This window comes from Kitasatospora xanthocidica, assembly GCF_014656195.1.
GTDB classification, from domain to species: domain Bacteria; phylum Actinomycetota; class Actinomycetes; order Streptomycetales; family Streptomycetaceae; genus Kitasatospora; species Kitasatospora xanthocidica.
In genome coordinates, this window is sequence record NZ_BNBY01000012.1 from 128809 (window position 1) to 154326 (window position 25518).

The following is a 25518-nucleotide window of genomic DNA, read 5'->3' on the forward strand; positions in this document are numbered from 1 at the left end:
AGGCTTACGCGGCCGCCAGGGCCGCCCCCGGCGCCCTGGGGCGTCGCCGGCCCCGGGCATCCGGATCACGCTGCGGAAGGAACGCCGTACGGAACGCCCGACGTCGCAGCACCCCGCTGCGCACCGCCGCCGGCGCCCGCGCACCCAGGAGCCGAGCCCCCGCCAACGCCCCGGCGACCGCCCCGGCCACCAGCGCCACGGCCGCGACGGCGGCCACGGAGGCCCAAGTCCCGTCGCCGCCCACCAGATCCCCGGTCAACACCCGGAGCAGCCCCAGCACCATCGCGACAACGGTCACGGCCACTCCCCCCTCGGTGTCTCGCCGGCTACCGGACGTACAAGCAGGACGATCCTACGGCCCGCCGGGTTCCCACCTCCATCAGGGAAATCCCCTACGGAACTGCCGGACCGTGCGGGGCCTTGCGGGGGTGTAGCCATCGGTGCTACGCGGGGCTACCTTGGGAGGATGAAGACGATTTCCCAGCGGGAGTTCCGGAACAACTCCGCCGCGGTGATGGACGCCGTGGAGGCGGGGGAGACCTTCCACATCACCAGGAACGGGGTCGAGGTCGCGGAGTTGCGGCCGGTGTCCGGGCGGCGGCGGCTCACGGCGGAGGAGCTGGTGGCGCGGCACGTGAAGCTGCCGCGGGTGGACTACCAGCAGATGCGCAAGGAGGCCGAGGAGGACTTCGGGCCCGAGGAGCTGGCGGGCGACGAGCGCGACGACCCGTTCGAGCGCCGACGTGGCTGAGCGCCGGAGGGCGTCCCGGCGGCGGCCCGCCGGGGTGCTGGACACCTGTGTCTACATCGACCTGGCGCTGCTCAACCCGACGGACCTGCCGGCCGTGCCGGAGCTGACCGCGATCACCTTCGCGGAGCTGCAGCAGGGCGTGTCGATGGCCCGCGACCCGGCCAGCCGGGCGGCCCGGCTGGAGGTGCTGGGCGCGGCGATGGCCGACTTCGACCCGCTGCCCTTCGACGCGGCCGCCGCCGCCCGCTACGGGACGCTGGTCACCCTCACCATCGCCGCCGGACGGCAGCCGCGGCCGCGGCGGATCGACCTGATGATCGCCGCCGTGGCCTCCGCCCACGGGCTGCCGCTGTACACCCGCAACGTGGCGGACTTCCGGGGGCTGGGCTCGGCGGTGGAGGTCATCGGGGTGTGAGGGCGGCGGTTCCGTCCTGTCCGACCGGGTCGTCGTCGTTCAGGGGTCTGGTGGTGTGGCCCGGGACCGCCCGAGCCACACCACCGCGATCCGTACGGGCGCGCCGTCCGGCCCGGTGGGGTCGGGAGAGGGGAGCGACGGGCCGTGCGACGGCCTGTCAGGCCAGGCGGACCGCCGTCCCGGTCGCGGCGGAGGTGCGGGCGGCCTCCAGGACGGTGAGGGTGGCCACCGCGTCGCGCGGGTCGACCGGGGGCGGGGTGCCCGGGTCGGTGAGGGCGGCGGCGATGCCCGCGTAGAAGGCGGGGTAGTCGCCCGGGTCGGTCGGCAGGGTGATCGCCGACTCGTCGGTCCCGAGGGTGCCGTAGTGCGCGGGCTCGTCGGCCCCCCAGGGGCGGGTGCCGTCGGGGCGCAGACCGGCCCGCAGGTCGGCCTCCTGCGGGTCCATGCCCGCCTTGACGTAGCCGGCGGTGTCGCCGAGGACCCGCAGCCGGGGGCCGATCAGCGGGGTGACGGCGCTGGTCCACAGGTGCGAGCGGGTGCCGGAGGCGTGGGTGAGGGCGAGGAAGGCGTCGTCGTCCACGACCGCGCCGTCGCGCCGCACGTCGATCTCCGCGTACACCGTCTCGACCGGGCCGAACAGCGTGAGCGCCTGGTCCACCAGGTGGCTGCCCAGGTCGTACAGCGTGCCGCCGACCTCGGCCGGGTCGGCCAGCTCGCGCCAGCCCGGCTTGGGCTTCGGCCGGAACCGCTCGAAACGGGACTCGAAGCGGTGCACCCGGCCCAGCGCGCCGCCGCGCACCAGCCGGCCGGCGGTGAGGAAGTCACCGTCCCAGCGCCGGTTCTGGAACACCGAGAGCAGCACGCCCCGCTCCTCGGCCAGCCGGCACAGCTCCTGCGCCTCGGCGGCGGTGCCCGCCAGCGGCTTGTCCACCACGGTGGCCAGGCCGGCCCGCAGGGCGGCGCCGGCGAGCGGGGCGTGGGTGCGGTTCGGCGAGGCGATGACGACCAGGTCGAGCGCGTCCGGGTCGGCGAGCAGCTGCTCGGGGGTGTCCACGGCACGGGCGTCGGGGTGCTCGCGCCGCAACTGCTCGCGCCGCTCGGGGTTGGCGGTGACCACGGCGTCCAGCCGCAGCCCCGGCGTGGTGGCGATCAGCGGTGCGTGGAAGGCCGAGCCGGCCAGGCCGTAGCCGATCAGGCCGACGCGCAGCGGCCGGTCGAGCGGGCGGTGGGAGGTCTGCGGGTTCATGCGGCCCACTCAATCACGAGGCGCCCGGTTGCTCCCGGTTTCGGCGTCGGTATGGAGGGTGCGGAGGTGGGGGCCGGGGCGGGGCGAGGGCCGCCGGGTCAGCCGCGGGCGTCGGCCGGGTCGGCCGGGGCAGCCGGGTCGCCCGGGGCCTCGGGGAAGACCGCCGGCTCGTGGTCCGGGCAGTCCACCCGCAGCCTGCCGTCGCCGAAGGGCGCGTCGACGAAGTCGCAGTGGTGCGGTGCGTCCGGGTCCTCGGGGTGGGCGTCGGGCCGGTAGAAGCGGCAGGTGACGCAGGTGCGGGAGACCGGGACGGCGCCGTGGCGCTGGAGCGTGCGGATCATCGTGGTGGTGCCGCGCAGCATCGCGGCCACGGTGTCCGGGTCGAGGGCGGCGAGCGCCTCGCCGAGCGGCGGCGGGACCTGGGCGAGGCGCTCGGCCTCGGCCCGGCCGGCGTCGGTGAGGGTCAGGGTGACGGCGCGGGAGTCGGCGCGGTCGCGTTGACGGTCCACCAGTTCCTTGCCGGCGAGGGTGCGGACGGCGTCGCTGACGGTGGGCGCGGTGGAGGCGAGCGCGGTGACGATCTCGCCCTGGCGGCGGGGCCGCCGGTCGCCGGCCAGGAACAGCAGGATGTCGGCCTGGAGCGGGGTGAGCCGGGCCGGGCCGGTGTTGTGCCAGGTGCTGAGGCGGACGGCCTGGCCGAGCCGGGTGAGTCCGAGCAGCAGCTGTTCGCCGGGGGAGAGTCCGGGCAGTGGGTCGGCCATGTGTCCGGTCCTCTCCTCTGGGTGGTTTCCCTGGTCGGCTTCCTCGGTCGGCCCGCGAGCCGTGCGTCCTTCGACGCCCTTGCATTCTAGGCAGTGCCAACTATATTTGGCCCTGCCAACAATCGCTTGGCACTGCCAACGAAGCGAACGGAGCACAGCCATGCCCCGACTCGGCACGGTCGACCCCGCGACCGCCGAACCCGCCGCCAAGGCCCTCCTCGACAAGGTCGAGCGGGCCCTCGGCGTGACGCCCAACATGATGCGCGCCATGGCCTCCTCGCCCGCCGTCCTGGAGGCCTACCTGGCCTTCGGCGGCGCCCTGGCCAAGGGGCGTCTCGGCGCCGGCCTGCGGGAGCAGATCGCCCTGGTCACCGCCGTCGAGAACGCCTGCGACTACTGCTACGCCGCCCACCACGTGCTGGGCGCCAAGGCGGGCGTCAGCCCGTCCGACCTCGCGGCCGGCGGCCACGCCGGGGCCGCCGACCCGAAGGAGGCCGCGGCCCTGCGGTTCGCCCGGGCCGTCCTGCGCAGCAAGGGCTTCGTCTCCGACGAGGACCTCGCCGAGGTGCGCGCGGCCGGCTACGGGGACGGCGAGATCGGCGAGATCGTGGGCGCGGTCGCGCTGAACTCCTTCACCAACTGGTTCAACTCGGTCGGCCGGACCGAGATCGACTTCCCGGCCGTCCCGCTGCCCGCGCCCGCGGCCGCGCCCGCGCCCGCGTCCGGGCCCGCGCCCGCGCCCGCGTCCGCGTCCGCGTCCGGGCCCGCGCCCGGGCCCGCCCCGGTTCGCGGCTAGGCGGCCGGTTCCGGCCCGCGCCCGGTGCCGGTGCCCCTGCCGACCGCGGCGGGAGGGGCACCGGCACCGTTCCGGTGGGCGGGACGTACTGCCGTCGGCCAGGTGTGCGGATTAGGCTGTGCCGCGTCAGGGCCCTCGCACGACGCAAGACGCTGCAACATTCCGGGAGACACGCACGTGGCAGACCGCAAGCCCATTGAGTCCTGGCTGACCGACATGGACGGGGTCCTCATCCACGAGGGCACGCCGATCCCCGGGGCGGAGGAGTTCCTGCGCAGGCTGCGGGAGTCCGGCAAGCCCTTCCTGGTCCTCACCAACAACTCGATCTACACCCCGCGCGACCTCAGCGCCCGCCTGGCCGGCATGGGCCTGGAGGTGCCGGAGGAGTGCATCTGGACCTCCGCCCTGGCCACCGCGAAGTTCCTCAAGGGCCAGCGCCCGAACGGCACCGCCTACGTGATCGGCGAGGCCGGGCTGACCACCGCGCTCTACCAGGCCGGCTACGTCCTGACCGACAACAACCCCGACTACGTGGTCCTCGGTGAGACCCGCACCTACTCCTTCGAGGCGCTCACCAAGGCGATCCGGCTGATCAACCAGGGCGCCCGGTTCATCTGCACCAACCCGGACGAGACCGGCCCCTCCACCGAGGGCGTGCTGCCGGCCACCGGCTCGGTCGCGGCGCTGATCACCAAGGCGACCGGCGTCGAGCCGTACTTCGTCGGCAAGCCCAACCCGCTGATGATGCGCGAGGCGCTGAACACCGCCGGCGCCCACTCCGAGACCGCCGTGATGATCGGCGACCGGATGGACACCGACATCGTCGCGGGCATGGAGGCCGGCATGGAGACGATCCTGGTGCTCACCGGCCTGACCGCCGCCGCCGACGTGGAGCGCTTCCCGTACCGGCCGACCCGCGTGGTGAAGTCGATCGCGGACCTGGTCGAGCTGGTCTAGCCTCTGCGGTGCTGTCGTGGGCCCCGTTCCGGCCGTTCGCCGGGGCGGGGCCCGATTCGTACGTTTTCGGCTTGCGGGGAGGCAATGCGCGGATGAGCACGACGGGGGAGTCACCGGGCCTGGAGGTGACGGGCCTGGGGTCGGGGGGCCCGGAACGGGTGAGTCCGGAGTCGGAGGGCCCGGAGGAGAAGCGGGTCACCTGGGCGGAGCTCTACTTCGACCTGGTCTTCGTCTTCGCCATCACCCAGGTCTCCGGCCTGCTGCACCACCACCACGACGCGGCCGGACTGGTCCGGGCGCTGGTGGTCTTCGTGCCGGTGTACTGGTGCTGGGTGGGCACCACCGTGCAGGCCAACATCCGGGACGTGGACAACCTGCGGGACCGCCTGGGCATCCTGCTGGTCGGCCTGACCGGCCTGTTCATGGCCCTCGCCGTCCCGGGCGCGTACGGCGGGCGGGGCGTGCTGCTCGGTGCCGCGTACTGGCTGGCCCGGGTGGTGCTGCTGCTCCTGCTGGTCCGGATCCCGGGCGTCTGGCGCGGCCCGTACGGGGTGGGCGTGCTGGTCAGCGGGCCGCTGCTGGTGGCCGGCGGGCTGCTGCCGGAGGGGCCGCGGCTGGCCCTGTGGGCGGCGGCCTCGCTCTGCGACCTGGGCGCGCCGCTGGTGTTCCGGCGCCGGCTCGCGAAGGTGGCCTACCACCCGGCGCACATGCCGGAGCGGTTCGCGCTGTTCCTGCTGGTGGCGCTCGGGGAGTCGATCGTCGGGATCGGCGGCACGGCGGCCTCCGCCCGGCTGGACGCGGCCGAACTCGCCGCCGTGGCGGTCGCGTTCACCATCTCGGCGGGCCTGTGGTGGCAGTACTTCGTGTTCGCGGCGGACGCCATGCGGCACGCGGTGGTGATCGCCGACTCGCGCCGGGACATGGTCCGGCGGGTCTTCCAGTACGGGCACCTGGCGCTGGTCGCCGGGGTGATCGGGGTGGCGGTCGGCTTCGGGGAGACGGTCGCGGACCCGGGGCGGGCGCTCGGCCCGGGGTCGGTGACGCTGCTGTACGGCGGGTGCGGGCTGTACCTGCTGACCTTCGGGTACACCCGCTGGATGATGTTCCGCCAGGTCGCGACGACCCGGATCGCGGCGGCGGCGGTGGTGCTGGCGCTGCTGCCCGCGATGGTGCGGCTGCCGGCGCTGGTGGTGCTGGTGGTTCTGGCCGTACTGCTGGTGGCGCTCAACGTGCTGGAGCACCTCCGGGTGGAGCGCGCCGCCCGGGCCGCCGCCCGGGTCCCCGTGCCGGAGGCCGCCGCTCGGGTTCCCGCGCCGGAGGCCGCTGCCGCTCCGGGGGAGTGAGTTGTCGGTGGGCCTGTGTAGCGTTCGGGGTGAAAGAGGGCGTGCGGCGCAGCAGCCGCGGTGTGGGAGGTAGATGTCGTGACGGACACGGTCGAGGCGGGCGTGGTCGAGGCCGGCGCGGGCGGCGGGCTGGAGCTGCCCGAGTCCTGGCGCGGGGTGCTGGGCGCCGAGGTCGAGAAGCCGTACTTCGCCGAGCTGGCGGCCTTCGTGGCGGCCCAGCGCGCGGAGCACGAGGTCTTCCCGCCGAGCGGCCAGGAGTTCGCCGCGCTGGAGGCGACGCCGTACGAGAAGGTCCGGGTGCTCGTGCTCGGGCAGGACCCGTACCACGACAACGGCCAGGCCCACGGCATGAGCTTCTCGGTGCTGCCGGGCACCAGGACGCCGCCGTCGCTGCGCAACATCTTCAAGGAGCTGGACGCCGACCTGGGCATCCCGGCCCCGGACAACGGCTACCTGATGCACTGGGCCGAGCAGGGCGTGCTGCTGCTCAACGCAGTGCTCACGGTCCGCGCCCACGAGGCCAACTCGCACAAGGCGAAGGGCTGGGAGAAGTTCACCGACGCGGTGATCAAGGCGGTGAGCGAGCGCGAGGAGCCGGTGGTCTTCGTGCTGTGGGGCAACTACGCGAAGAAGAAGCTGCCGCTGATCGACACCGAGAAGCACGTGGTGGTGCAGGGCGCGCACCCGTCGCCGCTGTCCGCGAAGCTGTTCTTCGGCAGCCGTCCGTTCTCGCAGATCAACACCGCGCTGGACGGCTTCGGCGGTGAGCCGATCGACTGGCGGGTGCCCGACCTGAAGCAGGGCTGAGGGCCGCTCCGGTCCCGCCGCGAGCGGGGCCGGAGCGCCGGGTGGCCGTGGGCCGGACGGGGTCGATCTCCCGTTCGCCCACGGCCACTTGCCGTTCACCGTCGGCTGCCGGCGGCCGGTGCCGGGTGTGCTTAGCTGGTGCCGACCGGTCGCCGGACCGGTCCTGGGAGGGGCGGTACGTGCACGGGCTGGGGCGGACGAGGGCGTTTCGGTGGGCGGGGGCCCCGCGCTGGGCCGTGGGGGCGGCGCTGGCCGGGGTGCTGGTGGCGGTGTCCGGGTGCGGCGGCGCGGACGGGGGCGCCGACGGGGGCGGCAAGGGCCCGGGACCGGGCTCCTCGGCCGCCGCCACGGCTGCTGCCGGCGGTACCGGCTCCGGTACCGGCTCCAGCTCCGGTACCGGCTCCGGCTCTGCTGCCGGCAGCGGGGGCGACGGAGCGGGCCCGGCCACCGGGCCCGGTGGTCTCGCCCAACTGCCCGGGCAGGCCTTCTACGTCTCCGACCAGACCAACGCCGCCCGGCAGGTGACCGCGCTGCGTGGCCAGGGCCGCACGGCGGAGGCCGACACGCTGCTGCGGATCGCCGCCCAGCCCTCCTCGCAGTGGCTCGGCGAGCAGGGCGCCCGGCAGATCGCCGAGCAGGTGAGCCGCCGGGCCGCCGAGGCGGGCCGGACGGCGGTCTTCGTCGCGTACGACATCCCGCACCGGGACTGCGGCCAGTACTCGGCCGGCGGTGCCTCCGACGCCGCCGCCTACCGGGCCTGGATCACCGACGTCGCGCAGGCCCTGGGCGACCGCAAGGCCTGGGTGGTGCTGGAGCCGGACGCCGTCGCGCACACCCTGGACACCTGCGGCGTCAAGGGCGACCTGGCGGCCGAGCGGTACGGCCTGCTGGCCTTCGCCGTCCAGGAGTTGAAGAAGCGTCCGAACGTCCGGGTCTACCTGGACGCGGGCAACCCGGGCTGGGCGCAGGACCCGGAGGAGCTGGCCGGCGCCCTGCGCAAGTCGGGCATCGCCGCCGCGGACGGCTTCGCCGTGAACGTCGCCAACTTCTACGACACCGACCGGAACGTGGCGTACGGGGCCCGGCTCTCCGCCGCACTGGGCGGGAAGCGCTTCGTGATCGACACCAGCCGCAGCGGAAACGGCGCGCTGGGCGGCGACTCCTGGTGCAACCCGCCCGGGCGCGCGCTCGGCGAGCGGCCCACCGCCGAGACGGGCCGGCCCGGGGTGGACGCCTACCTGTGGATCAAGAACCCGGGGGAGTCGGACGGCGACTGCGGCCGCGGCGAGCCCCGGGCGGGCGAGTTCTGGCTGCCGTACGCGCTGGGGCTGGCGCAGGCGGCGCGCTGACGCCGCCCCGGGCCCGCGCCCGCCGCCGGTGTCGGGTGTCGGGTGTCGGGTGTCGGGCGCCGGGTGTCTGGCGCCGGGGTCGACCTCGCGGTGGCCGGTCCTCAGCCGGTGACCTGGATCCAGCGGGCGACGGACGGGGTGCCGGCGGCGTCCGTGAGGAACAGCATGTACCAGCCCGGCGGCAGCAGGTTGGGGTTGGCGGGGAGGGCGAGCGAGACCCCGTCCGCCGTCCGCCCGGTGATGTCCAGGGCCACCGAGCGCTGCTCGACGTCCGTGACGTGGGTGACCGAACTGGGCCGGATCAGCTTGGCGGTGGCGACCGCGTCCGGCCGGGAGGTGCCGACCCGGACGGTGCCGCCGAGCTTCGCCGCCTGCGGGGCGGCGTCCACCCGCGGGCGGTCGCCGCGGTAGAGGTAGGGCGGGGTGTAGATCTCGATGCGCTGCTCGAAGCCGCCCGGCTGGGTCTCGGCCTTGTCGGCGAAGAGCGGGTTGGAGCCGAGCACGGCGACCCGCCCGTCCGGCAGCAGCAGCGCCTCCGAGTGGTAGTCGCGGCCGACGGTCGGTTCGGCGACAGGGGTGAAGCCGTTGGTGTCCGGGTGGTACACCTGCGCCTTGAGCAGGTCGCTGTCGCCGCGGCCGCGGTAGCCGCTGGAACCGCCGGTGGTGAAGACGGTGTCGTCCGGGAGGATCACGCTGTTGAGGTAGCGGGTACCGCCGGCCGGCAGGTCCGGCCCCGGGGTGAAGGCGGGTACGGCGGCCGCCAGGTCGGCGATGTCGGTGCGGGCCGTGGACAGCGGCGACTCGCCGACGCCCCCGCCACCGAGGACCATCACCTTCTGGGCCTGCGCGGGCGGCAGCAGCACGGAGGAGGAGGTCTCGGTCAGGCCCGGGTCGCGCAGACCGGGGACGGGCTGGAAGGCGTTGGTGGACAGGTCCCAGACGCCGGGTTCGCGGCCCTTGTCGGCGGGGCCGTAGCCGCCGTTGGAGCCCGAGTAGAAGAGCTTGCCGGAGGCGGTCAGGAAGATCGCCGGGTAGGTCGGGAAGTAGCGGTCGGGCGCCTTCGCCCAGGACTTGGTCCTCGGGTCGTAGACCTCGTTGTCGTTGCCGTCGAGGATCTCCCCGGTGTCGTCCAGCCCGGAGACGGTGACCACCCGGCCGTCGCCGAGCCCGGTCAGCGTCGGGTACCAGCGGGCGTACGTCATGTCGGTGACCGGCTCGTACAGCTCGGTGTCCGGGTTGAACTCGAAGGCGGCGCGGATGCCCTGGTACTCCTGCTTGTCCAGGGTCAGCTTGTCGCTCTGCCCGTACAGGTTGTGGGCGTCGGTCCCGCTCAGGCCCTTGATCCGGTACTGGGCGGAGGAGGCGGCGACGTACTCGGGACCGGTGCCGACCGCCTCCACGAACACGTGCTGCTCGCCGGCGGCGACGACGGTCTGCTGGCCGGAGCCGGTCTTCGTCGCGGCCGGGACGGTCACCGGGACGGTGGTGGCGTACTCGCGGCCGTTCGCGGCGACGAAGACGGTGCCCTTCGGGAAGGTCCGGGCCCGCTCGGGGCTCTCGTTGCGCACCCGCATCACGCCGGCCGCCCGCTTCACCGCGCCGGCCAGCTTCTCGTACCGCTGGGTGCCGCCGGCCACCAGGACCCGGCCGTCGGGCAGCGAGGTGTGACCGCCGCAGAACATGTCGGCCGGGGTGGGGACCAGCTTGTAGGTGTTCCGGGCCGGATCCCACAGCAGGCTCTTGAAGGTGCCCGCGCCGAACTGCTTCTCGTCGTTGCCGGAGCCGGCCACGATCAGGACCTTGCCTGTGCGCAGCAGGGTCGCGTGGACGGCGTTGACCCGGAACTCGGCGGGCAGCGTCAGCGTCTGCCAGTGGCCGTACTGCGCCTTGTACTCGGGGCGGTTGATCACGTAGTGGTGGTACTGCTCGGACGCGAAGCCGAGGACGGCCGGCGCGTTCATCCCGGCCACGGTGAGCGCGACGGTGCTGCCGAGGGCGAAGCGCTTGGTCCGGCCGGTCTTGTGGATCCTCACGGTGGTTGCTCCCTCAGTGGATGGGGGTGCCGCTCTCGGCCCGGTCGGGTTCGGGGAGGGTCTGTGGGGCCCGTTGGGCTTGCGGGGTGTGCGGGGTGTGGTGCGGGGCCCGGGGGTCGCGGGCGTGGCGCGGGCGGCGCTTCTCCAGGAGGACCCCCGGAGCCGCCGGGCCGCCGGTGACGGTGAGGGTGGCGGTGGGCCGGGTCCGGCGGCGGCGTACGGCGTCACCGGCCGAGATCAGGAGCGGCAGGAGGGTCAGCGCCAGGGCGATCCAGGCCCAGGCCCGCATCGCCACGTGGTCGTAGCCGGTGACGTAGGAGGCGGCGATCGCCCCGCCGAGGACCAGGGTCCAGAACAGGTGGAAGCGGAAGGTGGTGAGCCGGTCGGTGCTGGCCGAGCGGCCCTTCGGCGTCACCTCGAAGCGGCTGCGGCGGCGCACCAGCGCCTGCAGCAGCGAGGCCGCGTAGATCGGGCCGCAGAGGGCCGACATCATCATCCCGGCCACCCCGGAGGAGCCGGCCGGCTCGTGCGGGCTCACGTTGTGCTTGCGGTTCCAGGTGTAGAGCAGGAGTTGGAGCGCGGCGGCGTCGCTGTAGAGCATCATCCAGAGCTCGGACGAGACGTGGACGCCCGAGGCGCCGAAGCCCAGGTAGAGCACGCTGGACACACCGCCGAGCAGCCAGGTGAGCGCGGCCATCGGGTAGAAGAGCACCATCAGCGAGTAGTTGAGCAGCCGGCCCGGCGACAGCTGCCAGAGCACCCGCCAGTACCGGGTGAGCAGGGTCTCGTAGGTGCCCCGGCTCCAGCGCAGTTGCTGGGAGAAGAAGTCGGTCCAGGAGGACGGGCCTTCGCCGACCGCGAGCACGTCCGGGGTGTACACGGACTTCCAGCGTTCTCCGCTCTCCGGGTTTCGGCTCCGGTGGAACTCCAGGCCGGTCGCCATGTCCTCGGTGATGGAGTCGTACAACCCGCCGATCGACTGGAGCGCGCGGATTCTGACGGCGTTGTTGGTGCCGACGAACATGGGCGCGCCGTAACGGTTTCCGGCACGCTGGATGAGGGCGTGGAAGAGGTACTGCTGGCTCTCGGCGAATTTGGTGACGGCCGAACCCGAGCTGCGGTAGTTCCCGTACACCTGGGGGCCGACCACGAATGCCACGTCGGGGTCGCGGAAGTAGCCGAGCATGCGCTCGCAGAAGTCCGGCAGCGGGACGTGGTCGGTGTCGACGGAGACCCAGAAGTCGTACTCGTCGCCGTGCTCCTGGAGCCAGGCGTTGTAGTTGCCGTGCTTGCTCCCGGCCCGGAAGCGGCCTTCGGGGCGGTTCCAGTGCGGCCGGCCCGCGCGGGTGAAGTGGCGGACGCCCAGCTCGGCGCAGAGCGTCCGCATTGCAGAATCGTTTCCTTCGTCCAGCAGCCAGACGTCGTACGGTCCTTCGTGCCGCACCGCGCGGGCCGCGGCCAGCGTGGCCCGGACCATCTCCGGCGGCTCCTTGCCCGGCACGCAGGTGGTGAGGAAGGCGACCCGGGTGCCCGGCTGCGGAGTCACCGGGACCGGGTCGCGGGCGACCAGCGTCGCATGGGTGTTGGAGACCACGTTGACCAGCCGGAACAGCTCGACCACCGCGATGATCCCGATCATCACCTTGTCGCCGAGCAGTACCAGGACGTTCGTCTCGTCCAGCCGCTCCGGCCAGTGCTCCGGCAGCAGCAGCCAGATCAGCAGCACCGCCTCCACGACGGGGGCGGCCAGCATCAGCAGGGCGGCGCGGATCCGGTGCGGCTCGCGGCGCAACAGGCTGCGGTACCGGACGCGGTAGGGCTCCGCCGGGAGGTCGGGCAGGGGCACCGGGAGGTCGGGCTGGGGTGCCGGGGGTTCGGGCTGGGACTCGGGCCGGGGCCGGGGAGCTTGTGTCAGGGGAGCCAGGGCCCCGGGTGCTTGTGGCCAGGGCGCTTGGGCGGTGGGGTGGGTGCCCGGGGTGGGGCCGGTGTCCGGCGCGGGGTGGTGGGTGGCCGGCTCGGGGCGGTAGACCCCGCCGCCGAGGTCGTCGTCCTCGTCCGGGTCGTGCGCCGGACCGGCGAGGCGGCTGAAGTGGCCGTAGTCGTACGGGGCTTCGGGTATGGGTAACTCGCTCAGGGCGCTCTCGTCGAGTCGCCCGGTACCTCGCCCGCGGGCCGTTCCGACGCCCTTGCGTCGTGCGAACGGCATGGTCATGAGTGCTCCCCCCGGAATTCGCGCCTTGCTTCGCTTGCTCGGCTCTGCCCGGCCCCGCTTCGCTCCGCAGGGCCGGACCTGGCGCCGTCCGGGTGGAACACCGCCCCCTGAACTGCGGTTCTCCGGCAGTTTCCGGGGCTGTTGTCCCGCACATCCAGTGTGTACGACCCGTCTGGTCGTGCGCCCGTGCGGCGGTCTCGAATGCGGGACCCCGGCGCACTTCCAGTCTTCCCCTCCGGGTGCGCGGGACCCTTTGCATCCTCAACTCTCCCGGAGCGTAACGGCGATGGCAACCGTTGCGGGCAATGATCACCGCCTGAGTGTGACGGTGACGCGGTTCTCGGCCAATATGGCGGGCACTGATGCTATTGCGGCGAATTCGGCATGGAGAACGGCCGGACCAATCCCGAAGGGCGATCCGGCCGTTGGTTCCGACCGGTGGTTCCGTGCGCTGGTTCCGGTGGTTCCGGCTGGGTTCAGCGCGGCGGCAGCAGGGTGGCGCCGGTCGCCGCCTGGACCTCGGCGAACCCCACGCCCGGCGCCGTCTCCACCACGCGCAGCCCTTCGGGGGTCACGTCGACCACGGCCAGATCGGTGACGATCCGGGCCACCACCCGCCGGCCCGTCGCGGGAAGCGACAGCTCCTCGACGATCTTCGGCGAGCCGTCCCGGGCGGTGTGCTCCATCACGACGATCAGCCGGCGGGCGCCGTGCACGAGGTCCATCGCACCGCCCATGCCCTTGACCGTCCTGCCGGGGACCGTCCAGTTCGCGAGGTCCCCGGCGACCGACACCTGCATCGCGCCGAGCACCGAGACGTCGATCCGGCCGGCCCTGACCATGCCGAAGGAGAAGGCCGAGTCGAAGTACGAGGCGCCGGGGGCGACCGTCACCGTCTCCTTCCCGGCGTTGATCAGGTCGGCGTGCTCGGCGCCCTCCTCGGGGTAGGGGCCGACGCCGAGGATGCCGTTCTCCGAGTGCAGCACCACCTCGACGCCGGGTGGGAGGTGGTTGGGGATCAGGGTGGGCAGGCCGATCCCCAGGTTCACGTACTGCCCGTCGCGCAACTCCCGTGCGGCGCGGGCGGCCAGGGCGTTGCGCGGGTCGAAGGCATCGGGGGCTTCGGGGGTGGGGCCGGACCGTGCGAGGGTGGGGCCGGACCGTGCGGGGGTGGGGCCGGACCGTGCGAGGGTGGGGCCGGACCGCGCGGGGGTGGGGCCGGACCGTGCGGGGGCAGGCGCGGGGGCGGGTACGGCTGCGGACGTGGGCATCGGTTCAGGACTCCTGGCGTGCGGGGCGGACGGTCCGGCGCTCGATGCGACGGTCCTCGGGGTCGGCGGCCACCACCCGGTCGACGTACACCCCGGGCAGGTGCACGGCGTCCGGCGGGAGCTCGCCCGGCTCGACGATCCGGTCCGCCTCGACCAGGGTGATCCGGCCCGCCGTCGCGCAGAGCGGGTTGAGGTTGCGGGCGGCCGCGTGGAACACGCAGTTGCCGTGCCGGTCCGCCACTTCGGCCCGGACCAGCGCGAAGTCCGCCGTGATCGCCTCCTCCAGCAGGTACCGCCGACCGCCGAACTCCCGGACTTCCTTGGGCGGAGAGGCCAGCTCCACCGAGCCGTCGGCCGCGTAGCGCCAGGGCAGCCCGCCCTCCTCGACCTGGGTGCCGACCCCGGCCGGGGTGAAGAACGCCGGGATGCCGGCACCGCCCGCCCGCAGCCGTTCGGCCAGCGTGCCCTGCGGGGTCAGCTCGACCTCCAGCTCACCGGCGAGGTACTGCCGGGCGAACTCCTTGTTCTCCCCGACGTACGAGGAGGTCATCCGGGCGATCCGGCCCGCCCGTAGCAGCAGGCCCAGCCCCCAGTCGTCCACCCCGCAGTTGTTCGAGACCACGCGCAGCCCGGTGGTACCGGCGTCCACCAGGGCACCGATCAGTGTGCTCGGGATGCCGCAGAGGCCGAAGCCGCCGACGGCCAGCACCGCGCCGTCGGGGATGTCCCCGACGGCATCGGCGGGGGAGTCCAGGACCTTGTCCAAGGGATCACCTCGTGAGGGAGTGAAGGGAAGGGGGAAGGGGAGCGGGCGGTGGGAGGACGGACGGGCGGGAGTACGGGAGGACGGGAGGGCAGGTGGGTGGAAGGGCGGTGAGCGTGCGCGGTGGCAGGGCATGCCCGGCCCGCGGCTCGCGGGTCCGTCCGAGGCCACCGGCGCACTGCCTCCACCGTCACCGGGCGCGGGCCGTCCCAGCCATGGCGGCCTCCGCCATGGGCCGACGCGGACCCATGGCGGCGACCCACACCCGACCGGCCGGAAGGCGGTGCCGGAGCGGTGGTATGTCGGCCGGGGCCACAACACATCGGGCTGATGCGTCGTCCGGCCACATGTCGCTGTTCCCACCGCACACCTACGGTTCCGGCATCCACCCCGCCGCACCTCAGGAGTCGGTCACCATGCGCAGCTCGACAGCCCTCACCAGGACCGCCTCCGGCGCCCGCCCGGGCGAGTCCCTGACCGGCGGTCCGGCCCGGAAGCTCGCCGCGCTCGCGGCGTGCGCGCTGCTCGCGGCAGGCTGCGCCAAGGCCGGCACCGCCGGGACGAGTGCGGCGGACGGCGGTGGCAAGGGCCCGGTCAAGGTCGGCCTGGTGTACTCCAAGACCGGACCGCTGGCCGCCTACGGCAAGCAGTACCTGGACGGCTTCAAGGCCGGCCTGAGCTACGCGACCAAGGGCACCGGCGCGGTCGACGGGCACAAGATCGAGGTCGAGGAGCAGGACGACGCGGGCGACCCGGCCAAGGCGGTGTCCGCCGCCAAGGACCTGATCGGCAAGGGCTACAAGGTCCTGGCGGGTTCCACGGCCTCCGGCGTGGCCCTCCAGGTCGGCCCGATCGCCGCGCAGAACAAGGTGCTCTTCATCAGCGGTCCGGCCGCCGCGGACAAGGTCACCGGTCTGAACACGTACACCTTCCGTTCCGGCCGCCAGTCCTACCAGGACATCAGGACCGCGGCCTCGTTCGTCGGTGACGCCAAGGGCAAGAAGGTCACCGTGCTCGCTCAGGACAACGCCTTCGGGCAGGCCAACGTGGCCGCCGTCAAGGCCGTGCTGGGCGCCGAGGGGGCGACGGTCGACCAGGTGCTCGCCCCGCCGAGCGCCACCGACCTCACCCCCTTCGCCACCCAGGCCAAGACCGCCAAACCCGACCTGCTGTTCGTCGCCTGGGCCGGCGACACCGCCTCGGCCCTGTGGACGGCGCTCAACCAGCAGGACGTCTTCACCGACACCAAGGTCGTCACCGGCCTGGACCTGGCCGCCTCCTACCCGTTGTTCGGACCGGCCGGCGAGAAGATCTCCTTCCTGAACCACTACTTCGGCGGCGCCGCGGGCACCCCGGTCGAGAAGGCCATGGTCGAGGCCGTCACGGCCGCCGGAGGGAAGCCCGACATCTTCACCCCGGACGGTTTCACCGCCGCCCAGATGATCGTGCACGCCGTCGAGGCCGGCCACGGCTCCGCCGACGACACCTCGGCCCTGGTCAAGGCCCTGGAGGGCTGGAGCTTCGACGGGGTGAAGGGGAGGACCACGGTCCGTCCCGAGGACCACGCCCTCCTCCAGCCGATGTTCCAGGTCCGGCTGACCGGTACCGCGGCCGCGGCCAAGCCCTCGGTGGAGAAGACCCTGACCGCGGACGAGGTGGCGCCCCCGGTCACCCCGATGGCGGGCTGATCCCGATGCCCACCGCCCGCACCGCCTCCACTCCTGCCGTGTCTCCTGCCCTGTCTCCCGATGGGTCTTCTGTCGCGTCCTCCTCGCGTTCCTCCTCCCCGGTGCTGAGTCTGGACGGGCTCGGCTGGTCCGTCCGCGGTGTGCCGATCGTCGAGGACGTCTCCTTCTCCGTCGGCGAGGGCGAGTTCATCGCCTTCATCGGGCCCAACGGCGCCGGCAAGACCTCCCTCTTCAACCTGATCTCCGGCATCTACCCGGCGACGCGCGGCCGCCTCCAGCTCGACGGTGCCGACGTCACCACCGAGACGGTGCACGCCAGGGCCCGCCGGGGGCTCGGCCGCACATTCCAGACCTCCTCCCTCTGGCCGGGGATGACGGTCGCCGACCACGTACGCCTGGCCGCCCAGGCGGCGGCCGGTCCGCGAGCCTCGTACCGGCTCTGGCGCCGCGCCGACCGCTACGAGGAGCAGCTGGCCGACACCCTGCACCGCACTGACCTCACCCACCGTGCGGACGCCCCGGCCGGTGCGCTCTCGCACGGGGAGAAGCGCAAGCTGGAGCTGGCCGTCCTGCTGGTCTCCGACCCCCGGCTGATCCTGCTGGACGAGCCGATGGCCGGCGTCAGCGCGGAGGAGGTGCCCGCCCTCACCGAGCTGATCCGCTCCGTGCACCGCGACCTGGGCCGGACCGTCCTGATGGTCGAACACCACATGGACGTCCTGCTCGGCCTGGCCGACCGGCTCGCGGTGATGCACCACGGCACCCTGCTCGCCCTGGACACCCCCGAGGCCGTGATGGCCGACCCGACCGTGCAGCAGGCCTACCTGGGCGAGGCGCTGTGACCTCCTCGCTGCCCTCCTCTCCGTCCTCCACGCCGCGGGCGGCCGCCTCGACGTCGTCGGCTCTCGAACCCCTCCTCTCCGTCCGTGATCTGCGGGTGGTCATCGACGGGCTGCACATCCTGCACGGTGTCGACCTCGACGTGGCCCCCGCCGGGGTCACCGCGCTCCTCGGCCGCAACGGTGCGGGCAAGACCACCACCGTCAAGGCCGTCATGGGCCTGGTGCCGCGCACCGGTTCCGTCCGCTTGGCAGGTGCCGAACTCTCCTCCCTTCCGACGCATCTGGTCGTTCGTCATGGCATCGGGTACGCGCCGGAGGACCGAGGGATCTTCGCCGGCCTGACGGTCGCCGAGAACCTCCGCCTCGCCGAGCGCGGTGCCCGTGGCGGGGAGGAGGGCGGCGAGCCGGACTACGCGCTCGTCCACGAGCTCTTCCCCGAACTGAAGCAGCGGGCCGGACAGTTGGCCGGGACGCTCTCCGGCGGCCAGCAGCAGATGGTGGCGATCGGTCGGACGCTGCTCAACCGCAACCGGCTGATCATCGCCGACGAGCCCACCAAGGGCCTGGCGCCGAAGATCGTCTCCGAGGTGGCCGAGGTGCTGGCGCGTGCGGCCGAGGCCGTGCCCGTCCTCCTCGTCGAGCAGAACCTCGCCCTGGTCCGTCGGCTGGCCGGCACCTGCGCCGTCCTGGCCGACGGCCGCACCGCCCACCGCGGGGACACCGCCGAGCTGTTGGCCGACGAGGAGGCCGCCCGCCGCCTGCTCGGCGTCGGCTCCCGTCACCCGCTCGCCGGCGGGCCCCGGCCCGCCGCCTCCCCGGCCACCCCTGTCGTCACCACGGAGGTGAAGCCCTGATGGACACCGTCGTCCTCCTCTTCTGTACCGGTCTCGGTCTCGGTGCGCTGTACTTCCTGGTCGCCTCCGGTCTGTCGCTGATCTTCGGTCTGATGGACGTGCTCAACTTCGCGCACGGCGCCCTGCTCTCCATCGGCGCGTACGCCACCTGGTGGGCCGGCGCCGAGGCCGGCCTCTCCTTCTGGCTCGCGGTGCCGTTCGGCACCCTGGTCGGGACGGTCGCCGCCGTCCTGCTGGAGCTCTTCCTGATCCGGCCGCTCTACAGCCGCCCACGCGACCAGATCCTCGCCACCGTCGGGGTCGGGCTCGCCGTACCCGCCCTGCTCATGGGGATCTGGGGTGCCGACGCCCGCCCCTTCCCGCAGCCGGCCCTACTGTCCGGCACCTGGCACGTGTTCGGTGCGACCGTCCCGGTCAACCGCTTCGTGCTGGTGGCTGCCGCTGTGCTGTTGTTGCTCACTCTTCGGTTGTTCCTCGCCCGCACCCGCTACGGGTTGATCGTCCGGGCCGGCGTCGAGGACCGGGCGATGGTCACGGCGCTCGGCATCGACGTCCGGAGGGCGTTCACCCTCGTCTTCGCCATCGGCGGGGCGGCCGCCGCGCTCGGCGGCGCCCTCGGCGGCCTCTACTTCGGTTCGGTCAATCCCGGCCAGGGGACCGGCCTGCTCATCTTCGCCTTCGTCGTCGTCGTGATGGGAGGCATGGGCTCCGTGACCGGGGCCGCCGCCGCCTCGGTGGGCGTCGGCCTCGTCCAGCAGTTCGCCAACTACTACACCGGGGCCGGGCTCGGCGACCTCTCGGTCGTCGTCCTGCTCGCCGTGCTGCTTCTGGTCCGACCCCGTGGACTCACCGGGAGGCTCGCGTGAGCGCCGAAACGCCGATCACGAGCACCGGTGGCCCCGTGGCCGACCGCGGCGCCGCCTCGACAGGGGGGACTGACACCGGCCCTGCCGTGACCACCGTGTCCGCGGAGGGGACTGACACCAGCTCCGCCGACACCGCCACTGTGGCAAGGGGGACTGACACCAGCCTTGCCGAGACCCATTGTGAACACACACGCGAGCCCGGCGCCATCCCTCGAACAGGTGAATCAGTCACTAATCGCTGGACAGTGATGCACAGAGCGCTACGCTGGTGGCCGATCGCCCTGCTGATCACGCTCCTTGTCGCCCCATACAGTGCGCTTCCCGTCCCGGGACTGCTCGACGGCCCGCTCGGCAGCCCCGGAAGTCTCCAACTGCTCGCCCTGTGCCTGCTCTACGGGGCCCTCGCCACCGGCTACGACCTCCTGCTCGGCCGTACCGGACTGCTCTCCTTCGGCCACGCGCTCTACTTCGCGACCGGCCTCTACGCCACCGACCTCGGCATGCTGGAGCTGCGACTGCCGTTCGCCGTCGCCGCGGTGTTCGGCGTCTCCTGCACCGTGCTGCTGGCCCTGCTGCTCGGCTCGGTGAGCCTGCGCGTCACCGGGATCGGCTTCTCCATGGTCACCCTCGCCTTCGCCCAGGCCGGCTCGATCCTCGTCCAGCGCAACCCCGGTGGTGTCACCGGCGGCGAGGAGGGGCGCTCGGCCCCGGCCGACCTGCTTCCCTCCGGCCTGCTCGGGATCGAGAACACGGCCAACCTCTACTGGATCGCCGTCGGCTACCTGGTGCTGACGGTCGCCACGGTCCACTGGGCCGTCAACTCGCCGATCGGCCGGGTCTGGGAGGGCATCAAGGAGAACGAGCGCCGGGTCGAGGTGCTCGGACTGCGCCCCTACGGCTACAAGGTGGTCGCCTTCGTGCTGTCCGGCGCGCTCGCCGGGCTGGGCGGGGTGGTCTACCTGCTGCTGACCGGCGGCGCCACCCCGCAGGCCGCCACCTCGGACGCCACGCTCGCGCTCCTGGTCATGGTCGTCCTCGGCGGGTCCGGAACCCGCTGGGGGCCGCTGCTCGGCGGCGTCCTCTACACCTGGGCGGGCCACCGCCTCGGCGACCTCGCCAACTCGACGGCCGTCGCGGACCTGCCCGCGGCGCTGCGCGTGCCGCTCTCCCAACCCCTCTTCCTGCTGGGCGCGTTGTTCGTCGCCGTGGTCTACCTGCTGCCCGGCGGCCTGGCTAGACTGCCTGCCCGCGTCCGCGTCGCCCGATCCGCCCGCACGGTCCGCGCGTCGGCCGGCGTGCGGACCGCCCGTCCCACCGGAGGTACTCCCGCGTGAGCCAGTCGCCGTTGAAGCCGGAGGAGTTGAAGCCGGAGGAGTTGAAGCCGGAGGAGTTGACCGTCCCCGTGCCCGGTGGGGACCTGGCCGTCCTGCGCTGGCCCGCCGAGGAGCCGGGGGCCCCGACGGTCGTGGCGGTGCACGGCATCACCGCCAACGGCCTCGCCTGGTACGAGGTCGCCCGCCGGCTCGCCGGGCGGGTCACCCTGATCGCCCCCGACCTCCGGGGGCGCGGCGCCAGTCGCTCGGTCGCCGGACCGTACGGGCTGGCCCGGCACGCCGACGACGTGGCCGCGCTGATCACCGCCCTGGGCGTGGGGCCCGTCGTGCTCGTCGGCCACTCCATGGGGGCCTGGGTCACCGCCCTGGCCGCCGTCCGGCACCCCGGACTCGTCCGCCGGGTGCTGCTGGTGGACGGTGCGGTGACGTTCCCACTGCCCGAGGCCGTCCAGGAGGAGGACGCCCTGGCGGCGGTGCTCGGCCCCGCGCTGGCCCGGTTGTCCATGACCTTCCCGGACCGTGACGCCTACCGGGAGTTCTGGCGCAAGCACCCGGCCTTCGCCGGTGCGTGGTCCGAGGGGATCGACGCCTACACGCAGCGCGACCTCGTCGGCTCGGCGCCCGAACTGCGCTCCTCCTGCGTACTGGAGGCCGTCCGGACCGACGGCGCCCAGGTCCTCCTGGACCAGGAGGCGGCCACCGCGGTGCACCGACTGCCCTGCCCGGCCGAACTGCTCTGGGCGGAGCGCGGCCTGCTCGACGAGCCGCAGGGCCTCTACGACCACGGGCGGATCGGGCTGGCCCGGCTGGACCCGGAACGGGTTCCGGCCTCACCGGTGCCGGACACCAACCACTACTCGATCCTCTGGGGCGGGGCCGGGGCCGACCGCATCGTCCGCAGCCTGCTCGCGGACGCCCCCGCCGCGGGATAGCCGGCCCGATCGGCCGGCACGGGACGGCGGGGCCGGGACGGTGGGGCCCGGGACGACGGCGGCCGGTGGGGTGCGGACACCCCGCCGGCCGTACCGCTCCCGACAGGTCAGCCGGCCGTGCCGAGGAAGGTCTCCCAGCCGCCCGCCGGGGCCTGGCCGACGTTGAGCGAGCGCAGCTTGCGCAGGGTGGACTGGTCCTGCACTTCCAGCCACTCGACCAGCTGCTTGAAGGAGACCAGCCGGACGTCGGGCTTGTTCGCGACGGCCTTGAGCGTCTGCTCGACGGCGTCCATGTAGATGCCGCCGTTCCACTGCTCGAAGTGGTTGCCGACGAAGAACGGCGCCCGGTTGCTGTTGTACGCGCGCTCGAAGCCGGCCAGGTAGGAGTTGGTGGCCTGGGTGCGCCAGTCGTTGTACTTGGACGGGTCGCCCTTGGTGCTGCCGTTGGACTGGTTGGCCAGGATGTTGTAGTCCATCGACAGCACCTGGAAGGTGTGCCCGGGGAACGGGATGGACTGCAGCGGGAAGTCCCAGACCTTGCCGTCCTGCACCTTCTGCGGCCATATCTGGAGGCCGCCCGAGGAACTGGCGTCGTACTTCCAGCCGAGCTTGGCGATGGTCGGCAGCAGCGCCTTCTGCCCCTCCAGGCACGGGGTGCGGCCGCCGATGAGCTCCTTCTTGTAGTCGAAGGGGAGCGGGTCGACGTCGGTGAAGCCGGTGTTGGTCCGCCACTGGGTGACGAAGCCGATGGCCTGGTCGATCTCGCTCTGCCAGTCCTCCGGGGTCCACATGTTGACCCCGTTCTTGTCCGGGCGGCTGGAGCAGAAGTGGCCGTTGAAGTGGGTGCCGATCTCGTGCCCGGCCAGCCAGGCCTGGCTGATGAGCTTGATGGTGCTCTTGACCGCGCCGTCCGACAGGTACGGGATGTCGGAGGCGCCGACCGAGTGCTTCGGCGGGTGGTACAGGTCGGCCTTGCCCTTGGGCAGGGTGTAGATCCCCGAGAGGAAGAAGGTCATCGTGGCCTTGTACTGCTCCGCCAGCTTCAGGAAGCGGGGGAACTGGCCGTCGTCGGTGCCGCCCGCGCCGTCCCAGGAGAACACCACGAACTGCGGCGGCTTCTCGCCGGGCTTGAGCTTCTCGGGCTTGGGCTGGTTCGGCTGCGGGCCGGTGTCCGCGTTGGAGCCGTCACCGATCGGGGTGCCCTTGGGGACCACGGCCTGGGTCGGATCGCCGGTGCTGCCGCCCGGAGCGGAACTCGCGCCGCCGCCGGAGCTCGGAGAGGTGGACCCCTGGCCCGAACCGGATCCGCCGCTGGAGCAGGCCGCGACCGCGCCGAGGGCCGCGGTCGCAGCGGTCGCACTGAGCACCGTCCTGCGCGAGATGCTGGTCATGGTCTCCCCTGGGTGCCGATGCCGGTGGTGGGGGCGGCCCGCAGCCGCACCGGTCAAATCGGGCAATTGATGAGTATTCCGCCGTTAGCATGTCATGTCGCTACGGCGGCCACCAAGGTCGCCGAGCTCCGACGACTCTCAACACGCCGGGTATGTCCGGCTGGGCTGCAAGGATCCGGGGTCTGTTGCCGTCCTGTGACGCTTCGCACTCCTCGTCGCCCGGGCAGTACGGTACCGGCGGTCTGCCCGGTTCCAGGGGCAGTTCGTCAGCGTTCGGCCGGGTTGATCGCCCTTTTGGGAAAACTTTTGCCCCTTGATGGGCCGGGCGGCCCGAAGCGCGGTAAGGGCGCGCGAGAGCGACGAGGCAGGGGGAAGAGGGGAGGGAAGGGGAGAGGGGGGAGAGGGAAGGGGCGAGAAACCGCGCGGGCGGCCAGGGCGGCCAGGGCGGGCCGACCCGGCCGGGGCCGGCCGGGTCGGTCAGAGGGCGGCGAGCCGGCGGTTGCGGCGCACGATCCGCGCGATTGCGGTACTGATCGCGGTGGCTGCGGCGCAGGAGACCACCAGGCTCAGCCAGGCGGTGTTGAACCAGTGGCTGTTCAGCCAGCCCAGCGTCACGATGTAGGCGGCCCAGACCAGCGCCGCCAGCGCCGACCAGTGCAGGAATCGGTGCGGATGGGCGGGGGAGTGGCCGATGGCCACATCGAGGACGGTTCGTCCGGCGGGGACGAACCGCGCGATCACCACCATCGCGGCGGCCGTGCCGTGCGGGCGTTCGACCAGGGCCTCCTGGACCCGGGCCACGCTGGCCGCCAGTTTGGGGCGCCGGGCGAGTCTGCGGTGCAGCACCGGGGCGCCGCGCCGTGCCAGGTGGAGCAGCAGGACGTCGCCCAGGAAGGAGGCGACCGCCACGCCCAGGCCGAGCATCAGCGGGGCGCCGTTGATCTGCGCCGTCTTGAGCACGGCCAGGATGACCAGCGTTCCGCTGGGGATGAAGGGGAGGAGGGCGTCGCCGAGTACGGCAACGAGAGCCAGGGCGCAGATCCACGAGGATCCGATCGCCGCCACGAAGTTCAAGGCCCTTACTCCCTCCACGCCGCCCGAGCGAGCAGGTGGCTGTAGGGGTCAACGCTAGCGCCTCGACTTTTCATGCCCTGAAGCACCCCGGTATGCCGCAGGTCACGACCGCAGGTTCCGGCCGTCCGCCGGACTGCCGGGGCGCGGGCGCCGACCGGCGGTGGAGGGATGGGACAGGGGGCGTCCGCAGGGCGGGGCGCCGCCGGACGGCGGACGAGCCCCCTGGGCACGTGTCGCCCCGAGGGCTCGCAGTGATCGTTCGGAGCTGTCCCGGCCCGACGATCTTGCTGGTGGCGCGGGGATCCGGCCGTACGGTCCCCTCCTGGTCGCCGGCCCGCCGCGCACCGGCCCCCGTCGCGAGCCTCGGCGCCGGAGGCCCCGACACCGGTGCGAAGTCGCTCACCGTGTCCGCCCACTGGCTCTCCGTCAGGCGGACGGGCGGTCGGCAGTACGGAGAGGAATGGCCGAAACGTACCCGGACCTGGAACGACCGGTACCCCACGGACGGGAACAGTCGGCCCCCGGCCGTGGTTGACCCCGGTCGGCAGCAGCGACCGCCGGGCCGTCCGGGCCCGTGCGGCCGCCACACGAAGGCCGGCTCAAGGACGGCCAGAAGGGCGGACGGCATGACCAGCGAGGACCAGCAGGAGCACGGGACCGCGCCGACGGTCGGCGCGGCGGTCCGGGGCACCGCCCGAGGTACGGCACCCGCTCCGCTCTCCATCCTCGACCTGGCCACCGTCGGCGTCGGCTACACGCCCGCCGAGGCCCTGGCCGCCACCACCACGCTGGCCCGCAAGGCCGAGCAGTGGGGTTACCACCGCTTCTGGGTGGCCGAGCATCACGGCATGCCCGGGGTGGCCAGCTCGACCCCGGCCGTCCTGCTCGCCCACCTCGGGGCGAACACCACGACGCTCCGACTCGGTTCGGGCGGGGTGATGCTCCCCAACCACGCCCCGCTGGCCATCGCCGAGCAGTTCGGCCTGCTGGAGGCCCTGCACCCCGGCCGGATCGACCTCGGGCTCGGCCGGGCCCCCGGCACCGACCCAGCCACCGCCCGCGCGCTGCGCCGCGGCCACGCCGAGGGCGCGGACGACTTCCCGCAGGAACTCGCCGAGCTGACCCACTTCCTCGACGGCGACTTCCCCTCCGGTCACCCCTACGCCCGGCTGACCGCCGTCCCCAAGGGCGAGGGCCGCCCGCCGATCTGGCTGCTCGGCTCCTCCGGCTTCAGCGCCCAGCTCGCCGGCCGCCTCGGCCTCCCGTTCGCCTTCGCCCACCACTTCAGCAGCGCGAACACCCTCCCGGCCCTGGACCTCTACCGGTCGTCCTTCCGCCCCTCCGCGGTGCTCGCCGAGCCGTACGCGCTGATCGGGGTCAGCGCGGTCGCGGCCGACGACGAGCCCTCGGCCCGCCGGCTCGCCCGCTCCGCGGCCCTCGGCATGCTCCGGCTGCGCCGAGGCAACCCCGGCGCGATCCCCACCCCGGAGGAGGCCGAGCAGTACCCGTACAGCCCGGCCGAGGCGGACTTCGTCGACAGCTGGCTCGACAACGTCGTCCTCGGCGACCCGGGCCGGGTCGCCGACGGACTGGAGGCCCTGCGCAAGCGGACCGGGGTGGACGAGCTGATGGTCACCTCGCACATCCACGGCCACGAGGCACGTCTCCGCTCCTACGGCCTGATCGCCGAGGCGTACGGCCTCACCGCCGACGCCTGACGGCCGACGCCGGCGACCCGGGGCTCGACCACCCGGGGCCCCGGCAGTCCAAGGCCCGACGCCCACCGCCGAGGCGTACCGCGAGACCCACGGCCCGACGCCCGCGCCCTGGCAG

At 73.3% G+C, this 25518-nt stretch carries 23 protein-coding genes; 14 read left to right on the plus strand and 9 right to left on the minus strand.

Annotated features, from left to right (window positions below; all coding sequences use genetic code 11):
* Positions 1–4: 4 nt before the first annotated feature.
* Positions 5–298: a DUF6412 domain-containing protein gene (locus tag IE332_RS22315; protein ID WP_229928802.1), complete on the minus strand. Its 294-nt coding sequence runs from the start codon at positions 296–298 to the stop codon at positions 5–7.
* A 168-nt stretch (positions 299–466) separates the two neighbouring features.
* Between IE332_RS22315 and IE332_RS22320 the strand changes: the two genes are divergently transcribed.
* On the plus strand, positions 467–751 hold the full coding sequence (locus IE332_RS22320) for a type II toxin-antitoxin system Phd/YefM family antitoxin (RefSeq protein ID WP_189919298.1): 285 nt from the start codon (positions 467–469) through the stop codon (positions 749–751).
* Positions 744–1166: a type II toxin-antitoxin system VapC family toxin gene (locus IE332_RS22325; protein ID WP_229928803.1), complete on the plus strand. Its 423-nt coding sequence runs from the start codon at positions 744–746 to the stop codon at positions 1164–1166. The genes IE332_RS22320 and IE332_RS22325 overlap by 8 nt, the downstream gene beginning before the upstream one ends.
* Positions 1167–1323: 157 nt before the next feature.
* Here the strand turns inward: IE332_RS22325 and IE332_RS22330 are convergent, their stop codons facing one another.
* Together IE332_RS22330 and IE332_RS22335 are read right to left on the minus strand one after the other, a co-directional pair.
* Complete coding sequence (locus IE332_RS22330; protein WP_189919300.1) at positions 1324–2412, minus strand: Gfo/Idh/MocA family oxidoreductase; 1089 nt, start codon at positions 2410–2412, stop codon at positions 1324–1326.
* Between the two features lie 98 nt (positions 2413–2510).
* On the minus strand, positions 2511–3173 hold the full coding sequence (locus tag IE332_RS22335) for a MarR family winged helix-turn-helix transcriptional regulator (RefSeq protein WP_189919302.1): 663 nt from the start codon (positions 3171–3173) through the stop codon (positions 2511–2513).
* A gap of 160 nt (positions 3174–3333) precedes the next feature.
* On the opposite strand from IE332_RS22335, the gene IE332_RS22340 reads away from it, so the two are divergent.
* The 5 genes from IE332_RS22340 (at position 3334) to IE332_RS22360 (ending at position 8425) form a co-directional block, all read left to right on the plus strand.
* On the plus strand, positions 3334–3969 hold the full coding sequence (locus IE332_RS22340; RefSeq protein WP_189919304.1) for a carboxymuconolactone decarboxylase family protein: 636 nt from the start codon (positions 3334–3336) through the stop codon (positions 3967–3969).
* A gap of 177 nt (positions 3970–4146) precedes the next feature.
* Positions 4147–4926, plus strand: a complete 780-nt coding sequence (locus IE332_RS22345) for an HAD-IIA family hydrolase (protein ID WP_189919306.1) — start codon at positions 4147–4149, stop codon at positions 4924–4926.
* Between the two features lie 158 nt (positions 4927–5084).
* A complete protein-coding gene (locus IE332_RS22350) occupies positions 5085–6269 on the plus strand; it encodes a low temperature requirement protein A (protein ID WP_229928804.1) in 1185 nt (394 codons plus the stop codon).
* Between the two features lie 78 nt (positions 6270–6347).
* On the plus strand, positions 6348–7076 hold the full coding sequence (locus IE332_RS22355; protein ID WP_229928805.1) for a uracil-DNA glycosylase: 729 nt from the start codon (positions 6348–6350) through the stop codon (positions 7074–7076).
* 179 nt (positions 7077–7255) lie between these two features.
* The gene (locus IE332_RS22360) at positions 7256–8425 is read left to right on the plus strand and encodes a glycoside hydrolase family 6 protein (protein WP_229928806.1); all 1170 of its coding nucleotides are present in this window, start codon (positions 7256–7258) and stop codon (positions 8423–8425) included.
* Positions 8426–8526: 101 nt separating this feature from the next.
* Here the strand turns inward: IE332_RS22360 and glxA are convergent, their stop codons facing one another.
* From glxA to IE332_RS22380, 4 genes are all read right to left on the minus strand, one after another.
* The gene (glxA, locus tag IE332_RS22365) at positions 8527–10458 is read right to left on the minus strand and encodes a radical copper oxidase GlxA (RefSeq protein WP_373313794.1); all 1932 of its coding nucleotides are present in this window, start codon (positions 10456–10458) and stop codon (positions 8527–8529) included.
* Between the two features lie 13 nt (positions 10459–10471).
* The gene (locus tag IE332_RS22370; protein ID WP_229928807.1) at positions 10472–12670 is read right to left on the minus strand and encodes a glycosyltransferase family 2 protein; all 2199 of its coding nucleotides are present in this window, start codon (positions 12668–12670) and stop codon (positions 10472–10474) included.
* 476 nt (positions 12671–13146) lie between these two features.
* The gene (locus IE332_RS22375; protein WP_189919311.1) at positions 13147–13941 is read right to left on the minus strand and encodes a 3-oxoacid CoA-transferase subunit B; all 795 of its coding nucleotides are present in this window, start codon (positions 13939–13941) and stop codon (positions 13147–13149) included.
* 4 nt (positions 13942–13945) lie between these two features.
* A complete protein-coding gene (locus IE332_RS22380; protein ID WP_189919313.1) occupies positions 13946–14707 on the minus strand; it encodes a CoA transferase subunit A in 762 nt (253 codons plus the stop codon).
* Between the two features lie 413 nt (positions 14708–15120).
* Between IE332_RS22380 and IE332_RS22385 the strand changes: the two genes are divergently transcribed.
* The 6 genes from IE332_RS22385 to IE332_RS22410 all read left to right on the plus strand — a co-directional run bounded on the left by IE332_RS22385 (position 15121) and on the right by IE332_RS22410 (position 21220).
* Positions 15121–16392 (plus strand): substrate-binding domain-containing protein, encoded by a 1272-nt coding sequence (locus tag IE332_RS22385; RefSeq protein WP_189919315.1) that lies wholly within the window; start codon positions 15121–15123, stop codon positions 16390–16392.
* Positions 16393–16493: 101 nt separating this feature from the next.
* Positions 16494–17234 (plus strand): ABC transporter ATP-binding protein, encoded by a 741-nt coding sequence (locus IE332_RS22390; protein WP_229928808.1) that lies wholly within the window; start codon positions 16494–16496, stop codon positions 17232–17234.
* A gap of 89 nt (positions 17235–17323) precedes the next feature.
* Positions 17324–18088, plus strand: coding sequence for an ABC transporter ATP-binding protein (locus tag IE332_RS22395; protein WP_229928829.1), 765 nt, complete (start codon positions 17324–17326; stop codon positions 18086–18088).
* A complete protein-coding gene (locus IE332_RS22400; RefSeq protein ID WP_189919321.1) occupies positions 18088–18954 on the plus strand; it encodes a branched-chain amino acid ABC transporter permease in 867 nt (288 codons plus the stop codon). The genes IE332_RS22395 and IE332_RS22400 overlap by 1 nt, the downstream gene beginning before the upstream one ends.
* Positions 18955–19202: 248 nt before the next feature.
* Positions 19203–20288 carry a branched-chain amino acid ABC transporter permease gene (locus tag IE332_RS22405; RefSeq protein WP_189919322.1) on the plus strand — a complete coding sequence of 362 codons (1086 nt, stop codon included), beginning with the start codon at positions 19203–19205 and terminating at the stop codon, positions 20286–20288.
* Entirely contained in the window at positions 20285–21220 is a 936-nt protein-coding gene (locus IE332_RS22410; RefSeq protein ID WP_229928809.1) for an alpha/beta fold hydrolase, read from the plus strand. The genes IE332_RS22405 and IE332_RS22410 overlap by 4 nt, the downstream gene beginning before the upstream one ends.
* Positions 21221–21327: 107 nt before the next feature.
* Here the strand turns inward: IE332_RS22410 and IE332_RS22415 are convergent, their stop codons facing one another.
* Positions 21328–22611: a polysaccharide deacetylase family protein gene (locus IE332_RS22415; protein WP_189919324.1), complete on the minus strand. Its 1284-nt coding sequence runs from the start codon at positions 22609–22611 to the stop codon at positions 21328–21330.
* 477 nt (positions 22612–23088) lie between these two features.
* Complete coding sequence (locus IE332_RS22420) at positions 23089–23676, minus strand: DedA family protein (protein WP_229928830.1); 588 nt, start codon at positions 23674–23676, stop codon at positions 23089–23091.
* A gap of 635 nt (positions 23677–24311) precedes the next feature.
* Between IE332_RS22420 and IE332_RS22425 the strand changes: the two genes are divergently transcribed.
* A complete protein-coding gene (locus tag IE332_RS22425) occupies positions 24312–25403 on the plus strand; it encodes an LLM class flavin-dependent oxidoreductase (RefSeq protein ID WP_189919328.1) in 1092 nt (363 codons plus the stop codon).
* Positions 25404–25518: the final 115 nt, after the last annotated feature.